The sequence below is a fragment of the Pseudonocardia sp. ICBG601 genome, assembly GCF_020496245.1.
In genome coordinates this window covers 2,617,086-2,632,430 of the sequence record NZ_JAHLJA010000148.1, presented here as the reverse complement: position 1 = coordinate 2,632,430, position 15,345 = coordinate 2,617,086, and the positions used below count along the sequence as shown (strand labels likewise).

14 protein-coding genes are annotated in these 15,345 nt (G+C 76.0%); 3 read left to right on the top strand and 11 right to left on the bottom strand.

Translation table 11 applies throughout. From position 1 onward, the window contains the following. Positions 1 to 180: 180 nt before the first annotated feature. A complete protein-coding gene (gene nadD / locus KPL57_RS41925; RefSeq protein ID WP_226355955.1) occupies positions 181 to 774 on the bottom strand; it encodes a nicotinate-nucleotide adenylyltransferase in 594 nt (197 codons plus the stop codon). 18 nt (positions 775 to 792) lie between these two features. Next, positions 793 to 1,398: an alpha-ketoglutarate-dependent dioxygenase AlkB gene (locus tag KPL57_RS41920; RefSeq protein ID WP_226355954.1), complete on the bottom strand. Its 606-nt coding sequence runs from the start codon at positions 1,396 to 1,398 to the stop codon at positions 793 to 795. Positions 1,399 to 1,460: 62 nt separating this feature from the next. On the opposite strand from KPL57_RS41920, the gene KPL57_RS41915 reads away from it, so the two are divergent. After that, entirely contained in the window at positions 1,461 to 2,114 is a 654-nt protein-coding gene (locus KPL57_RS41915; RefSeq protein ID WP_226355953.1) for a DUF998 domain-containing protein, read from the top strand. Positions 2,115 to 2,207: 93 nt separating this feature from the next. Here KPL57_RS41915 and KPL57_RS41910 read toward each other — a convergent pair whose 3' ends face one another. Both KPL57_RS41910 and KPL57_RS41905 read right to left on the bottom strand, forming a co-directional pair. Further along, positions 2,208 to 2,531, bottom strand: a complete 324-nt coding sequence (locus KPL57_RS41910; protein ID WP_226355952.1) for a hypothetical protein — start codon at positions 2,529 to 2,531, stop codon at positions 2,208 to 2,210. A gap of 153 nt (positions 2,532 to 2,684) precedes the next feature. Beyond that, on the bottom strand, positions 2,685 to 3,737 hold the full coding sequence (locus KPL57_RS41905) for an ABC transporter substrate-binding protein (RefSeq protein ID WP_226355951.1): 1,053 nt from the start codon (positions 3,735 to 3,737) through the stop codon (positions 2,685 to 2,687). 157 nt (positions 3,738 to 3,894) lie between these two features. Here KPL57_RS41905 and KPL57_RS41900 point away from each other — a divergent pair, with 157 nt between their 5' ends. After that, positions 3,895 to 4,725 carry a hypothetical protein gene (locus tag KPL57_RS41900; RefSeq protein ID WP_226355950.1) on the top strand — a complete coding sequence of 277 codons (831 nt, stop codon included), beginning with the start codon at positions 3,895 to 3,897 and terminating at the stop codon, positions 4,723 to 4,725. 19 nt (positions 4,726 to 4,744) lie between these two features. Here KPL57_RS41900 and KPL57_RS41895 read toward each other — a convergent pair whose 3' ends face one another. After that, on the bottom strand, positions 4,745 to 5,296 hold the full coding sequence (locus tag KPL57_RS41895; protein ID WP_226355949.1) for a TetR/AcrR family transcriptional regulator: 552 nt from the start codon (positions 5,294 to 5,296) through the stop codon (positions 4,745 to 4,747). An 83-nt stretch (positions 5,297 to 5,379) separates the two neighbouring features. Then, complete coding sequence (locus KPL57_RS41890) at positions 5,380 to 5,748, bottom strand: SPW repeat protein (RefSeq protein ID WP_062401380.1); 369 nt, start codon at positions 5,746 to 5,748, stop codon at positions 5,380 to 5,382. A gap of 179 nt (positions 5,749 to 5,927) precedes the next feature. Here KPL57_RS41890 and KPL57_RS41885 point away from each other — a divergent pair, with 179 nt between their 5' ends. Continuing rightward, positions 5,928 to 6,602: a hemerythrin domain-containing protein gene (locus KPL57_RS41885; RefSeq protein WP_226355948.1), complete on the top strand. Its 675-nt coding sequence runs from the start codon at positions 5,928 to 5,930 to the stop codon at positions 6,600 to 6,602. Here the strand turns inward: KPL57_RS41885 and KPL57_RS41880 are convergent. The 5 genes from KPL57_RS41880 to KPL57_RS41860 all read right to left on the bottom strand — a co-directional run bounded on the left by KPL57_RS41880 (position 6,563) and on the right by KPL57_RS41860 (position 15,083). Continuing rightward, entirely contained in the window at positions 6,563 to 9,961 is a 3,399-nt protein-coding gene (locus KPL57_RS41880) for a BTAD domain-containing putative transcriptional regulator (protein WP_226355947.1), read from the bottom strand. The two genes, KPL57_RS41885 and KPL57_RS41880, sit on opposite strands and share 40 nt — an antisense overlap. Positions 9,962 to 10,022: 61 nt before the next feature. After that, a complete protein-coding gene (locus KPL57_RS41875) occupies positions 10,023 to 11,465 on the bottom strand; it encodes a VWA domain-containing protein (protein WP_226355946.1) in 1,443 nt (480 codons plus the stop codon). 41 nt (positions 11,466 to 11,506) lie between these two features. After that, positions 11,507 to 13,108: a glycosyltransferase family 39 protein gene (locus KPL57_RS41870; RefSeq protein ID WP_226355945.1), complete on the bottom strand. Its 1,602-nt coding sequence runs from the start codon at positions 13,106 to 13,108 to the stop codon at positions 11,507 to 11,509. Next, positions 13,105 to 14,628 (bottom strand): glycosyltransferase, encoded by a 1,524-nt coding sequence (locus KPL57_RS41865; RefSeq protein WP_226355944.1) that lies wholly within the window; start codon positions 14,626 to 14,628, stop codon positions 13,105 to 13,107. Before KPL57_RS41865 ends, KPL57_RS41870 begins: the two co-directional genes overlap by 4 nt. Continuing rightward, entirely contained in the window at positions 14,625 to 15,083 is a 459-nt protein-coding gene (locus KPL57_RS41860; protein ID WP_226355943.1) for a hypothetical protein, read from the bottom strand. Before KPL57_RS41860 ends, KPL57_RS41865 begins: the two co-directional genes overlap by 4 nt. Between the last annotated feature and the right edge of the window lie 262 nt (positions 15,084 to 15,345).

Here is a 15,345-nt window from a genome sequence, read left to right as displayed (position 1 = left end):
CGAGACGGTGCAGCTCGCCCTGGGACACAGCTCGCCGATGATCACCTACGCACACGCGTGGCCGGACGCCCTGGACCGCACCCGGACGCTCGTCGACACCGCGCTCGGTGCGGATCCGCGCTGGCCCTCCGAGTCAGATGATCTTGTATCCGCAGGGGGTCCGCCGAGAGAAACCGCAGTTCAGCGCTCCGGATCCAGGTACAGACTGCGCTTGGAGATGTACTGCACCACCCCGTCCGGCACGAGGTACCAGACCGGCCGCCCCGCCCCCACCCGTGCCCGGCACTCGCTGGACGAGATCGCCATCGCGGGCACCTCGACCGTCGTCACCGACCCCTGGGGCAGGTGCCCGTCGGCCAGCTCGTACCCGGGCCGGGTCACGCCGACGAAATGCGCGTAGCGGAACAGCTCGTCGACCTTGCGCCAGGACAGGATCTGCTGGAGCGCGTCGGCGCCGGTGATGAAGAACAGCTGCGCGTCGGGCATGGCGTCGTGCAGGTCGGCGAGGGTGTCCGCGGTGTAGGTGGGGCCGTCGCGGTCGACGTCGACGCGGCTGACCGAGAACCGGGGGTTCGACGCCGTCGCGATGACCGTCATCAGGTAGCGGTCCTCGGCCGGTGAGACGTCGCGGCCGGTCTTCTGCCACGGTCTCCCGGTCGGTACGAAGATCACCTCGTCGAGGGCGAAGCGGTCCGCCACCTCACTGGCGGCGACGAGGTGGCCGTGGTGGACGGGGTCGAACGTCCCGCCCATCACGCCGATCTTGCGCTGCATCGACGCAGACTATGTCGGTCACCCGCCCGGCGGCATCCCCGGATACAGGTGGCGGAACTGGACGCTGATGCGCGGACCGCTGCACGCCACCTTCGGCACGCTGTGCTGCCAGGTCCGCTGGCACGTCCCGCCCATGACCAGCAGGTCCCCCGAGGCGAGCGGGAACGACACCGACGCGCCGCCGCCGGTCGGACGCAGCCGCAGCGGCCGCGTCGCGCCGAGGGCGACCAGCGCGACGACGGCCTCGGACCGCTCGCGGGCGACCCGGTCGCCGTGCCAGGCCACGCCGTCGGCACCGTCGCGGTAGAGGTTCACGCCGATCTGGGTGAAGTCGTGACGGTAGCGCTCCCCCAGCGTGCGGCCCATGTCGCGCAGCCGGTGGGGCACCGCGTCGTCGGGCAGGACCCAGCGGTGGGTGAGGCGCGGCTCGTCGACCACGCGGTCGTACATGCGGCGGCGGTGGCCGCGGAACGGCACGGTCGCGCGGAGCAGCGCGAACAGCTCGTCCGCATCGGGAGCCCAGCCGACCGCGACGTCGACCCACGCCCCGCCGGCGAGCTCGTGCCGGTACGCCGGGGCCGCACCCCCGGTCGCGAAGAGCGAAGCCTGCCCGCCGACGTCCACCTCCGGAACGCTACGCCGGATCGAACGAGAGTTCGAGTGACGGCTCTGCGACGATCTTCGCCATGTCCTCGCGTGCCGACGGTGCCGTGCTGTCCTACCTGGGTCTGCGGCGTGCCGTCGGCGTGATCGGGATCCTGCTCCCGTTCGTGCTGGTGGCGGGCGACCTGGCCCTCGGCGGCGACGGGCTGCGGGACTCCATCAGCCGCTACTACTACTCGCCGATGCGCGACGTGTTCGTCGGCTCGCTGTGCGCGGTCGGCGTGTTCCTCTTCTGCTACCGCTACGAGCGGCCGGACAACCGGCTCGCCAACATCACCGGGACGGCGGCGATCGCCGTCGCACTGCTGCCCACCCGGCCCGACGGCGCGGCGACGACGGCGGCGACCGTCGTCGGGTACCTCCACCTGGCCGCGGCGACGGTGTTCTTCGCGGGCCTGGCCTGGTTCTGCCTTGTCCTGTTCACCCGCGGCGAATCCGGGACGCGGAGCAAGGCCGCCCGCAACCTCGTCTACCGGGTCTGCGGCGCGACGATCGTGACCTGCCTCGTGCTGGCCGCGCTGGACGCGGCACTGGTGCCCGACGCCGTCGCCGAGCGGCTCCACACCCTGTTCTGGCTGGAGGCCGTCGCGATCCTCGCGTTCGGTGTCGCGTGGTTCGTGAAGGGCGACACGATCCTCAAGGACCCGCCGACCCAGGACCCGGCGCCGGTGATCTGACCCGCCCGTACGACTCCGGCCCCGCAACGGCGGACGGGCCGGTCCGGACACCCCTCGAGGGTCCGGACCGGCCCGTCACGGGACCGGGTTCGGTCAGCCGACCGGCGAGGCCGGAGCAGCCGGCGCCGACGGGATGCCGCCGCCGGTGGCACCCGTGATCATGTCGACGACGCTGTCCAGCGGGGCCGGCAGCGCGAGGTCGTGCTTCTTGTCGTCGTGCTTCTTGTGGTCCCACTTCTTGTGGTGACCGTGCTTCTTGTGGTGGCCCTTGTCCTTGTCACCCTCGTGCTTCGAGTGACCCTTGTCCTTGCCACCCTCGTCGTAGCCGGTGGTGCCGGCGAAGGCCGCGGCGGGCGCCGCGACGGCCAGGGGGAGCAGCGCTGCGCCGACGAGCGCGCCGCGAACGGACTTCCGCATCTCACAACCTCCATGGTTGGTCGTTAGACCGTCGCAAACGGTCTTGCCCACTCAACGAGGGGCGGCGGCGCCCGCAACGCGCATTCACCCGTTCGCGTCACCTGCGGAGATAACTGATAGTCAGGTGTCGACTACGGCAGGCGGGTGACCGGTTCAGCCGCGCGAGCGGGCGGCGGCGTCGGCCAGGATCGGCAGGTACGCGTCGAGCACCCACGGGATCGACAGGACCGACGGAGCCGAGCTCGCCACCACCCGGTCGGCCCCGACGACCGGGGCGAACCCGCCGCGGGCCATCGCCGGCAGCAGCCCGACGCCGGGCGCGGCCCGGAAGGCCTGCTCCTCGGCCGGCGTCGCGAAGAAGCCGATGACCAGGTCGGACTCGACGCGCGCGAGCAGCTCACCGCTGACGGTGTAGTAGACCTCCCCGCCGCCCGGCGCGTTCTGCTCGACGTAGGGCGCCAGGGTGAGCCCGAGGTCGGTGACCAGCCGGACCCGGACGTCGCCCGCCCGGAAGACGCCGAGCGCACCGGCGTCCATCCCGCCGGTGTAGACGAACGTGGCCCCCGCGAGCTGCGGGTACCGCTGGGCCGCGGCGCGCAGGCGCTGCCCGGTGGAGTCGATCAGCTGCCGGGCCCGCGCCGGGTCGCCGAACACCTGACCGGCGATCCGGGTCTGGTCCTGCCAGCCGGTGGAGTAGGGGGCGTCGGGGTAGGCGACGGTCGGGGCGATCGCCGACAGCTGGTCGTACTCGGCCCGCGTCAGCCCCGAGTAGGTGGCCAGCACCAGGTCCGGCCGGGCCGCGGCGACCTGTTCGATCGGCGTCGCGGACAGGTCGTCGGAGCCGATGACCTGCGGGAACGCGCCGCCATGCGCGGTGATCGCGTCGCGCACCCAGGGCAGCACGCCCTCGGCGTCGCCGCCGTAGACGGTGCGCGGGATCGCGACCGGCAGCACCCCCATCGCCAGCGCGACATCGGTGTTCGCCGCGCTGAGGGTGACGACGCGCTGCGGCCGGTCGGGGACGACCGTCTCCCCCAGCGCGTGCCGCACCGTCACCGGGTAGCCCTCCGTGGCCGCACCGTCGGCTCCCTGCCGGTCCTGCGGCCGGGCCCCGCACCCGGCGAGGACCAGCAGACCGGCGGCGCCGGCGAGGACGCCGCGACGGCTCACGGAACGGGCGGACAGGGGTGCTGCGGCGAGCGGCACGGTGGGCCTCCTTCGAGCTAGGAAGGCGAGCCTAACCTGACCGGTTTGTCGACTCTGCGTGATCCGCACCGCTCGTTCGGCGCCCCGGGGGCCGCACCCGTCGCGCGGGGCCGACACCCCGGCCCGAGCGCCCGGACCCGCGGGTAGCGTCGCGACCATGCGTGCTCCGGACACCGGCGACCGGGCCGACCGCGACGCCGGCCCCCGCTCCCCCGCGCCCGGTCCTCCGGCCCCTCCGCCCGCGCCCGGCGGGCGTCGGCGGCTGCACGAGCCCGCGGCCCCGCCGCCCGCGGGTCCCCCGGGTACGCCCGGCCCGGTGCTGGCCCCGCCCGCGCCGCCGGTGCCCGAGGGCCGTCCCGACGACCGGCCCGGCGAGCCCGCCGCCGTCGCACCGGCCGGGCCGTGGCCGACCGTGCGACCGCCGTCGCTGCGGGCCGTCGTCATCGGCCGGGTCGCGGCCGGGGTCGCGGCGGCGTGGTTCGGCGTCGTCTACTCGATCACCACCGACGTGCACGCCCGCGCCGACCACCTGCTGGCCGCGATCGTCGTCGGCGGGCTGCTGAGCCTGCTCGGCGTGGTGCTGCTGTGGCTGTCGGCGTCGCGGATCCCGGTGCGGGTCGCCCCGGCCCGCGGGCCGGACATGGGACTGGTGCGCGACCGCGCAGCCGCGCGGAAGGTGCTGCGCTCGGGCGGCACCCCGGACGGTGAGCAGCGCAGGCTGATCGCCGTCGACGTGCTCGCCGACGCCCGGCTCCCGCAGGTCGCGGGCGCGGTGTTCGCGCTGCTCGGTCCGCTGGTCATGGCCGCGGTCAACGCCTCGGGTCCGCTCGACTGGGCCGGCCCGCTGACCGCCGGGCTGATCGTGGTGCTACTGGCCCTGCTGGGGTGGCGGACGTGGACGGCGCACGCGCTGCACCGGCTCGCCGACCGCAGGCACACCGTCCCGCGCTACGAGGAGTCCGGCGCGCCCTGGCGCCCCTGGCCCTGACCCCGCCCCGGGAGCGCCGCTACAGCCCCGCGGCGACGAAGGACAGCTCGGCCTCCATGTCGGTGCGGGCGTCGTCGCCGTGCCGGTCGAGGGCGTAGCGGTGCCCGATCGCCGCGGCCAGCAGCCGGGCGGCGCCGCGGATCCGCTCCGGCGCCCCGCCGCCGGTGGCGAGGACCTCGTGCACCGCGTCCTCCAGCTCACCGGAGCGGCGCAGCAGCGCGTCGCGGACGACCGGGTGGGTGTCGGCCTCGCGCCACAGCAGGTGGGACAGGACCGAGGACGCGTCGAGCGCCCGGTCCAGGGCGGCGACCAGCGCCCGCAGCCCGGCGAGCACGTCCCCGGCGACGGCGACGTCCGCCCCGCGCACCGGGTGCGGGAGCCGTTCGACGAGCGCCTCGAGCAGGTCGGGCTTGCGGCGGAAGTAGTAGTGCACCAGCCCCTTCGGCACCCCGGCCCGCTCGGCGATGCGCGAGGTGGGCGTCGCGTCGAAACCGTGCTCGGCGAACAGCCCCTCGGCCGCGTCGAGGATGCGGTCCCGGGCGGGTGCGTCCGGGTCGAACTCGTGGTCCACGGTGCGATCCTCCCCCGGACGCGGCGGAGGCCGCGACCCCTCCGGGTCGCGGCCCCTCACCTGGTCGTCGTGCTGCCGGACGGTCAGTGCGTGGCGAGCGTGCGGTGCTCCGCGTTCGCCGCGGGCAGCGCCGAGGCCGCCACGACGACCGCGAGGACGCCGGCCACCCAGGACGTCCACGACGCCCCGGTCAGCGCGCTGTAGCCCATCACCCAGGGGGCGAGGAACAGCAGCACGCCGAGCACACCGTGCACCCATTCGCTCGCCACCGAGCCGGGCACGGCGAGCGACCAGAGGGACGTGGCGGCGAGCACCACGCCCAGTACGACCATCGTCCACGCGGCGGCGGCATTCGTCGTCGTCACGAGAGGCGAGAGGGCCGTCAGCACACCGATCACGAGAGCGGCCCAGTCCTGCCACCGCTGCCAGGTACGACCAGTGGTCCCAGCCATCGTCAGTCACCTTCTCCTGTGAGGTCCCTGTGGGGATACCTCAGGTCTACTCTTGGTTGGCCGGCCGGTCAAGACCCGGCGAACGGTGGCACAAGTGAGGTGCAAGTCCCCGGCCAGCGGGTGGGCGCACGGTCTGCGGTGTCGAGAGACCGACCGCCCCGAACCCGTAGGAGACCCCGGTGACCACCGCCCGCGACACCCGTACCGCCGACCTGGTCGGCATCACCCTCGCCCACCGCGTCATGCGGGTCGACCTGCACCGGCTCGCCGACGCCGCCCGCGCGATCGCCGACGGCGCACCCTGCCCGGACCGGCGCGCCCGCGCGCTGCGGACCTGGCTGGAGCACCTGGAGCACGAGATCCACGGCCACCACACCGCCGAGGACGACATCGCCTGGCCGGTGATCGCCCGGCACGCCGGGCACGCCGTCGACCTGGACGAGCTCAGCGACGACCACGGCCGCCTCGACCCGCTGCTCGCCGCGGTGCGGGAGGCCGCAACCGCCGTCGTCGCCGCGTCGCAGGGACCGGCCCGGGCGCGGGCGGCGGGCGTGCTCGCGGACCGGCTCGCCGTCGTCCGCGACGAGATCGACGAGCACCTCGACGCCGAGGAGCGCGACCTGTTCCCGGTGATCGAGCGCCACGTGCCCGCCGACGACTGGGACGCCGTCGTCGCGCAGGTGCAGAAGTCCGGTCCGGGCCTGCGGTTCATGCTGCCGCGGATCGTCGCCGTGACCACCCCGCAGGAGTGGGCCGGGATGCGCCGCGAGGCCGGGCCGGTGGTCGTGCTGATGGAGCGGCTGCTGCGCGGCGGCTACCGCAGGCGCTGTGCGCTGGTGTTCGGCACGTCCTGAGCCCCGGGGACCGGTGCCGTCGAGGGGTCGGCACCGGCCGCCGAGAGCAGCCGCCGGGCGCGGTCGAGCCACACCGGGGCACCCAGCTCCGCCGCGACCCGCTCGGCCTCGCGCAGGTGGTGGACCCGGCCGCCGCCCGCCGGGTCGAGCAGCCCCTCCAGACCGGCGAGCACCAGGTCGGTGGGGCCGAGCGCGATCGTGCCCGACGACAGCCCCGCCACCGTGCCCGTCCACGGGCGCAGCTGCTCCCGGCACCGCGCGGCGACGTCCCGGTCGGCCAGGCCGACCGCCACCTCGGCGCGCACGCAGGTCCAGATCAGCCAGTAGTAGCTGCGGGCCAGCTCCGCGTCCGGCACCCACACCTCGCGGGCCCGGACGGGGTTGCCCGCGTGCAGGTGGGCCAGCGCGAGGAAGTCCCCGAAGGTCGGTGGCAGCGCGTCGCGCAGCGCCTCGAGCTCGGGGGCCAGCTCGCCGAGGCGGCCCTGGTCGTGCCGCACGACGAACCGTCCCAGCAGCCCCATCAGCGCCCCGTTGACCTGGCCGGCGCCGACCAGCCGGGTCGCGAGCTCGGTGTAGCGCTCCTCGGCGGTGTCCAGCTCCCCCGCGACGAGTGCGCGCAGCGCCGAGAAGATGTAGGCCCAGCCGAGGGTGAACTCCAGCTGCCCGCCCGGAGCCCCGGCGACGGCGGCCTCCGCGTGCCGTGTCGCCGCGTCGAGGTCGTGGCTGCCGGCGGCGACCATGAGCTGCAGGTGGTGGGCCTGCGTGCGGTAGCCGGCGTGCCCGGCCCGGCCGCCGAGCTCGGCCAGCTCCTCCCCCACCGGGGCCAGCTCGTGCCACAGGTCCGGGGCGAGGACGGCGAAGAACCGGGCGTTGAGCGCCCGGCAGCGCAGCAGCGGATCGACCCCGCGCCCGGTGAGCGCCATGGCCTCCGCCGAGGCGGAGCGGACCCGGTCGTCGTCGTGCCCCTCGATCTCGAACACCAGGGCGGCGAGCAGCCGCACCCGCCGGTCGACGGCGTCGGGCGGGGTCGCCGCGAGCTCGGTCTCGATGAGGTCGATCAGCTCGGCGTCGATGTTCTGGCCCGGCCGGATGGTCCAGCTGACCGGGGTGTCGTAGCTGGTCAGGGCGGCGCCGAGCCACTGCGGTGCGGTGGCCGCCGCCTGTTCGACGGCGGTCCGGCGCTCGGTGAGGGCGGTATGGCCGTCGCCGCCGCGGGCGAGCTCGGCGACCAGCGCGCAGCGCAGGGCCAGCTCGTCGTCGACGCCGGTCCCGGCCCGTCCGGCGAGCTCGGCGGCGCGGCCGTAGAACCGGGCGGCCTCGCGGTGCGAGCCGAACCCGGCGGCGGCCGCGGCGGCGGCACGGACCGCGGCCAGGGCACGGTCCGGCTCGACGGCGGACCCGGCGGCGAGCGCGTGGTGGGCCAGCGGGACCGGGTCGTCGGGCCGCCTGCGGGCGAGGATCGCGTGGGCCGCGGCGTGCAGCCGGGCGCGACGCAGCTGCGGGATGTCGCCGTACAGGGTGTCGCGGACCAGGTCGTGGGAGAACCGCAGCCGTCCCGGCTCGGGTTCGAGCAGCATCCCGCCGAGCACCGCGGGCTCCAGGGCGTCCAGCGGGTCGGCGCCGTCGGCGGAGGCGGCGAGGTCGAGGGCGTCGTCGGTGTCCAGGTCGCGGCCGAGCACCGAGACCCGGGCCAGCGCGGTGCGGGTGGTCGCGGGCAGCCGGGCCAGGCGCCGGCGCAGGACCTCGCGGACCCCGGCCGGGACGGCGTCGGCCGCGGCGGAGGGGCCCTCGGCGGCGACGAGGCGGGCCAGCTCGCGGACGAACAGCGGGTTCCCGCCGGTCCGTTCGGTGATCCGGGCGACCAGCTCGGGCGCGGCGGCGGGCACGCCGTGCCGGTCCAGCATCCCGGCGACGTCGCCCGCGGTCATCGGCGCCGGCTCGATGCGGTCCGCCGTGGGCTCGGCGAGGGCGGCGAGCGCGGCCTGCAGCTCGGCGCCCGCCTCGGCCGGGCGCAGGCCCGCGGCGACGAGCACGGGCAGCTCCGCGGCACCGGCGACGACCGCGCGCAGCAGGGCGAGGGTCTCGGACTCGGCGCGGTGCAGGTCGTCGAGGACCAGCAGCAGCGGCCGTTCCCGCCCCGCGACGGCGAGCAGCTCCACCACCGCCCGGGCCAGCCAGAACGTGACCTCGGCGCCGCCGGGCCCGGCCGGGGAGCGCAGCGGGGCGAGCCGCTCGACGAGGTCGGCGGGCGGGTCGTGCGCCGTGACGAGCGCGTCGACGATCTCCCGCCACGCCCAGGCCGGCGGGGCGCCGTCGATCTCCGGGCAGCGGCCGGTGACGGCCGTCCAGCCGTCGGCGGTCGCGGCGGCGGCGAACGCGGCGAGCAGCGTGGACTTGCCCGCGCCCGCGTCGGCGGCGACGAGCACCAGCTGCCCGCCGCCGCGGGCCCGCTCCGCGGCGGCGGTGAGCCTGCCGAGCTCGGCCGCCCGCCCGAGCAGGGCCGGGGTCCGCGGGGACGGGTCGGCCGGTGCCGGTGCGACCGGGCGCGGCCCTGTTCCGCTCCCGGTCCCGGTCGCGTCGGCGCGACCGACGCCGGGGTCGCCGCCGGGGTCGCGGTGGGCGAGCACGGCCGCCTCGATCGCGCGCAGCCCGGGGCCGGGGTCGACGCCCAGCTCGTCGGCGAGCAGGCGACGGGTGCGGGCCAGCACGGCCAGCGCGTCGGCCTGCCTGCCGGTGCGGTACAGCGCGACGGCCAGCAGCCCGACCGCGTCCTCGCGCAGCGGGTGCTCCCCCACCAGCGCCGTCAGGTCGGGGACGACGGCGTCGGCCCGGCCCAGCCGCAGCCGCGCGCGGGCCCGGCGCTCGAGCGCGACCTGGCGCAGCTCGTCGAGGCGTTCGGCCTCGGCGCGCGCCCAGGCGGCGTCGGCGAACTCGGCGTAGGCGGGACCGTCCCACAGCGCCAGGGCCTCGCCGAGCAGGACGTCGGCCCGGTCCGGTGCGGCCGCGGCGGCGCGGTCGAGGAGGTCGGTGAAGGCGCGCGCGTCGAGCCCGTCGGGGCCGAGTGCCAGGGCGTAGCCGGGTGGGCGGCTGACCAGCACCGTCGGGACCGCCCGCGGGGACCGGTCGGGTTCGAGCACCCGTCGCAGCCGGGAGACGTGGACCTGCAGCCCGCCGTGCGCCTGCGCGGGCGGGGCGCCCTGCCACAGGTCCTCCACCAGCGTGTCGACGGCGACGACCTCGCCGCCGGCCGCGGCGAGCCGGGCGAGCAGCTCGCGGCGGCGGCCGGAGCCGACCTCGACCGCCGCGCCGCCGGCCGTCACACGGAGCGGGCCGAGGACCCGGACCGTGATCTCCTGCACCCCGGCAATCTAGGACGCGGCGACGCCGGTGTCAGCCCTTCCGGGGTGATCGTCCGGAAGGTCAGACCGGCAGCAGCGCCTGGACGACGTCGGTGAGCTGCGCGGCGGTACGGCACTCGTGCATCGGGAGGACCTCGCCGTAACGGGTGGCGGCCGAGTCGCCGGAGCCCCAGCTGCGCTCGGGCTCGGGGTTGAGCCAGTGCGCGTGCCGGACCCGCCCGGTCATCATCGCCAGCGCCCGCAGGTTGGGGTCGCGGTAGTTGGTGCGGCCGTCGCCGAGCACCAGCAGCGACGTCTTCGGGGTGAGCGCGTCGCCGTGGTGCTCCAGGAAGTCGCCGAACGCGCTGCCGTAGTCGGAGTGCCCGTCGAACGCGGTGAGCGTGGCCTCGCGCAGCACCCGCTGCATCACCCCGGACAGCTCCGCGCCGGGTTCGAACAGGTGCGTGACCTCGTCGGTGCGCTCGATGAAGGCGAACACCCGCACCTTGGAGAACTGCTCGCGCAGCGCCTGGACCAGCAGCAACGTGAAGTGGCTGAACCCGGCGACGGACCCGGACACGTCGCACAGCAGCACCAGCTCGGGGCGGCCGGGGCGGCGCACCTTGTGCGCCGGGTCCATCGGCACGCCGCCGGTGGACATCGACCGGCGCAGCGTGCGCCGCAGGTCGAGCCCGCCGCGGTTCGAGCGGCGCCGCCGCGCCGACAGCCGCGACGCGAGCCGCCGGGCCAGCGGCTGCACGGTGCGGCGCAGGTCGGCGAGCTGGGTGGCGTTCGCGGTGAGGAAGTCGACCTGGTCGGTCTGGGTGGGGGTGGTGGTGCGGGCGATCTGCTCGCGGCCGCGCTGCTCGGCGGTGCGGCGGCGGACCTCCTCGCGGACGACGTCGCGGAACCGGGCGATGCGGTCGCGGATCTCGCGGCGGCGGACCTCGGACACGAAGTCGGTGTCGCCCTCCTCCCGCAGCCCGTCGAGGATCCGGGCGAGCAGCGTGTCCGGGGACAGCGCGTTGAGCGCCTGGTAGGCCGACCAGTTCGGCTTCGCGGTCTGCCCGCGGACGCCCTGCCCGGCGGCGCCGGAGGTCCCGATCGCGTCGACGGCGGCGCGGGCGAGCTCGCGCAGGGTCTCCTCGTCGCCGTCCCGGAGCAGGTCGGCGAGGATCTCGCGCAGCGCGTCGACGTCGACCGGGCCGGTGCCCTCCCCGGACTCGTCGTCGATCCGCGGGACGTCGACGTCCGACGACCCGGCGCCCAGCGCGGGCGGGAACCACAGGTCGAACAGCGCGTCGAAGGTGCCGCGCTGCCCGGAGCGGCGCAGCAGCGCCGCGGCGAGCCCCTCCCGCAGCTGGTCGCGGTGCAGCAGGTCCAGGGCGCCGAGCACGCGGGCCGCGTCGACGGTCTCCCCCGGGCCGACCGCGACGTGGTGGCGGCGCAGCGCGGAGACGAAGTCGACGAGGTGCCCGGGCAGGCCGTGCTCCGCGGCGAGCGCGGTGGCGGGCGGGATCGTCACCGGTCCATCATGCGTGACGCGGGCGTGATCAGCGAGGGTGGTCAGCCCACCTTCCACAGGCTCCAGGCGTAGGACGCGGTGGTCGCGCCGGGCCAGGAGCCCACCCGCGTCCAGCCCACCGGGTCCGGGTACCGGGTGCGGACGGCGTCGACCCCGCCGGAGTCGTTGCGCAGCACGTAGCGGATCCCGTGCCCGGCCGGGTCGGCCAGCGCGGCGTCGAAGCCGTCGTCGGAGGTCACCAGGAACGTCGACGGGTGCGCCGACGCGGCGAGCACGGCGAACGCGGCACCGGAGTCGGCCAGCACGCTGCCGTCGGGCAGGTGCAGGGCGTCGATCCGGCGGGCGATCTCCCGGTCCTGGGCCCACATGCCGTTCGCGTCGCCCGCCACCGGCGGCCCGCCGGTCAGGGCGGCGACGACCGGGGCGATCCGGTGGTACTCCTGGGTCGCCCGCACCGGGTCGGTGAGGATCAGCGCGGCCGACCCCCACGCCGACGTACCGAGCACGGCGACCGCGAGCAGGCAGGCCTCGGCCGCGCGCAGCCGCCCGGGCCGGGTCGCACCACGCGCGAGCAGCAGCGCCAGCAGCACCGTGACCAGCGGCAGGACCGCGATCTGGTAGCGCAGGAACCCGAACAGCTCCCCCGCGGCACGCAGCACCCACTCGAACGCGAGCACCGAGCCGAGCACGGCGACCGGCACCGCGACCGCCGGGTCGCGGCGGCGCAGCGCCACCACGGCCGCGGCGACGGCCACGACCGGGCCGAGCGGCGCCAGCGCCCACAGCTGCACGCCGACGTCGGCGAGCCCGCCCGGTGCCCGCGCCCCGCCCGCGGTGAGGGCGGCGTTGCCGTAGGCGGAGGTGAACTGCTCGAACGGCGAGCCGACGGTCAGCCAGCTCAGGCCCGCCCACAGCACGAACGCGACGACGGCGGGCCCGCCGACGAGCAGCACATCGGCCCGCACCGCGGCCCACCGCCGGTGCCGGGTGCGGCGCAGGGTCACGACGGCGACCAGCACGGTGGCCGCCGCGGCGGCGACGACCGCCTCGTAGCGGGCCAGGTAGCCCAGGCCCAGGAACAGACCCGCGGCGACGAGGTCGGTGTGCCGCCCGGGACCGGCCGTCCAGCGCAGCAGCCGGCGCACCGTGAGCAGCAGGAACAGCAGCAGCAGCGCCTCGGTCATCCCGTTGGTCGCGTAGACCACGAGCAGCGGCGCCGCCGCGGTCCCCACCGTCAGCACGGTCCGGGCGGAGCGGCGCACCCGCAGGTCGTGGGCGATCCCGTGCACCGTGGCAACGACGCCGGTTATCGCCGGGGCCGACACCAGCACGGCGAGGAACCCGGTCGAGACCAGGCCGGGCCACACCGCGCGCAGCGGCGCGAACGGCACCATGAGCAGCGCGGGCAGCGGGGTCCAGACGAAGCCGACCGCGGCGAGCTTCGGGTCGGCGGCCGCGGTCACGGTCGCCGCCGCCGACACCCGGGCCAGCGCGTCCTCCATGACCGAGTCGTAGCCGAACACGAGGACCGCGCCGAGCAGCAGGTAGCAGGCGAGCGCGGCGAGGAACACCGCCCGGGTCGCGGGGCGGGCCACCGGGTCGGCCGCGGCCGCCGGCACGGGGCGGTCGAGCAGCGCGGTCATCGGACGAGCTCCGGTTCCGCCGGGGCCGCCGACGTGGTGTCCAGGCCGTGCGTGGTCTTCTCCCAGTACGACGGGCGCAGCGCGAGCTGCAGCACCGCCTTCGCCGCGGCGGCCGACATCAGCACCCAGTACGCGGGGACGACGAGCGCCGCGGGCGCCAGCCACGGCCGCCCGCCGACCCGGGCGATCGCCAGGCCGCAGTACACCGCGGCGAACGTGCCGACCATCCACACGGCGCTGCCGACGTAGAAGGTCGGGGGTGGGAACAGCGCCGCGACGGCGGCGGGTTCGGCGAGGAACCAGAGCAGCGCCATCGCCCAGAACACCGGGTTGAGCAGCGCGAGCACCGGGGTCGCCCACACGAACAGCAGCAGCCCGGCGATCCCGCGCAGGCCGACCGCGCGGCGCAGCTCGCCGGGGGCGCGCAACGCGACCAGGACGCTCTGCAGATAGCCCTTGTACCAGCGGGAACGCTGCTTGACCCAGTTGATCGCGTCGCTGTTGGCCTCCTCCAGCGTGGTGGATCCGAGCATCGCGGTGGTCCAGCCGTGGCGGGCGAGGCGGATGCCGAGGTCGGCGTCCTCGGTGACGTTCCAGGCGTCCCAGCCGCCGAGGCCGACGAGCACGTCGCGGCGGATGTGGTTCGACGTCCCGCCCAGCGGGATCGGGGTGCGGCCCGCCATCAGCCCGGGCAGCAGCCAGCGGAACCAGAGGTCGTACTCCAGGGTGAACCAGCGGGTCAGCAGATTCTGCTCGGCGTTGTGGTAGCTGAGCCGGGCCTGCAGGCAGGCCAGGTCCTCGCGGCCCGCGGCGGCCGCCCGGTGGAAGGCGACGACGGCGCGGCGCAGCTGCAGCGGCTCCGGGCGGTCCTCGGCGTCGTAGATGGTGACGAGCTCGCCGGTGGCCTCCGTGAGCCCGAAGTTGCAGGCCTTGGGCTTGGTCCGCGGCGACGACGGCGGCACGACCACGATCCGGATCCCGGTGCCGGGGCAGACCCGGCGGGCCGCGGCGATCGTCGGGGCGTCGTCGGCCTCGAGCAGCAGCAGGATCTCCAGCTTGTCCGCCGGGTACTCCAGCGCGGTCAGCCCGTCGACCAGCCGTGCGACGACGGCGGGCTCGCCGTAGGCGGGCACCAGGACCGTGTAGACGGGCAGGTCGGCGTCCGGGACGGCGCGGGCTTCGGCGTCGGACACCTGGATCGTGGGGTCGTCGGCGACGGCACGGCGGACCAGCAGCAGCCGGTGCACCGTGGAGGCGGCGTAAATCAGCACGACCGCCCCGACCAGCAGGACGCCGGTGGCGCGCGGGGCGAGCACGAGCCCGGCGACCACCATGAGCAGCACCACTCCCGCCACGACCCGCGCGGGGCGGCGGCGGCGCGGTCGGGCCGACAGCGCGTCGTCGAGGTCGGCGAGCCCGTCGGTGGCGAGCCGGCTGCGGAGCTCCAGGTCGCGGCCGTCGCGGGCGTGCGCCACGGACGCGGGCAGCGGCGCGACGGGCAGCAGGCGGGGCACGGTCACCGCCCCCGCCGGTCGCCGGCGCGCACACCGAGCACGGCGAGCACCGCCAGCGCCGCCGCCAGCGGCAGCTGGACCTCACGGGCCGCCGGCAGCGCCGACCACCAGCCTGGCCACGCGAGGACGAGCACGGCGGGGAACGCCCGCAGGTGCCACAGGCGCCGGGTGCCCGTCAGCGCGGCGAGCACCGCGACCGACACGGGCGCGAGCGCCAGGCCGGGTGTGCCGACCACGAGCAGGGCGACGGCCGCGAGGACCGCCGCGCCGGTGACGATCAGGTCCAGCTCCCGGTCGTGGATGTCGGGACCGGGCAGCGCACCGAGTGTCCGCGGCACCGCCGCCACCGCGGCGACGATCGGCAGGAGCCCGACGGCGAGCTCCCCCGCCGCGAGATCCAGAACACTCAGCGTCACAGCCAGGGCGCCGAGCATGACCGGCGGTGTCACACGCAGTGACATCGCTACGACCGCCTGCGACGGCCGCGGGAGCGTCGCGAGCCGCCACGCGCGTAGCGGCTCGACCGGTGCCGACCTGCCCATATCGATGGTCACGCCTGCAATTCGGTTGCCCGCGACCGGTTGCTACGCGCTCAACCATTTCACGGAGCGCGACGTCGATCACGTCACCACTTCCGTCAACGGAGTGACTCTCCGTATATACACCGGCGCTCCGGTCGAGCCGCCGAGCCACGACCGGAGCGCCGGGGTGCACCGCGGTCCC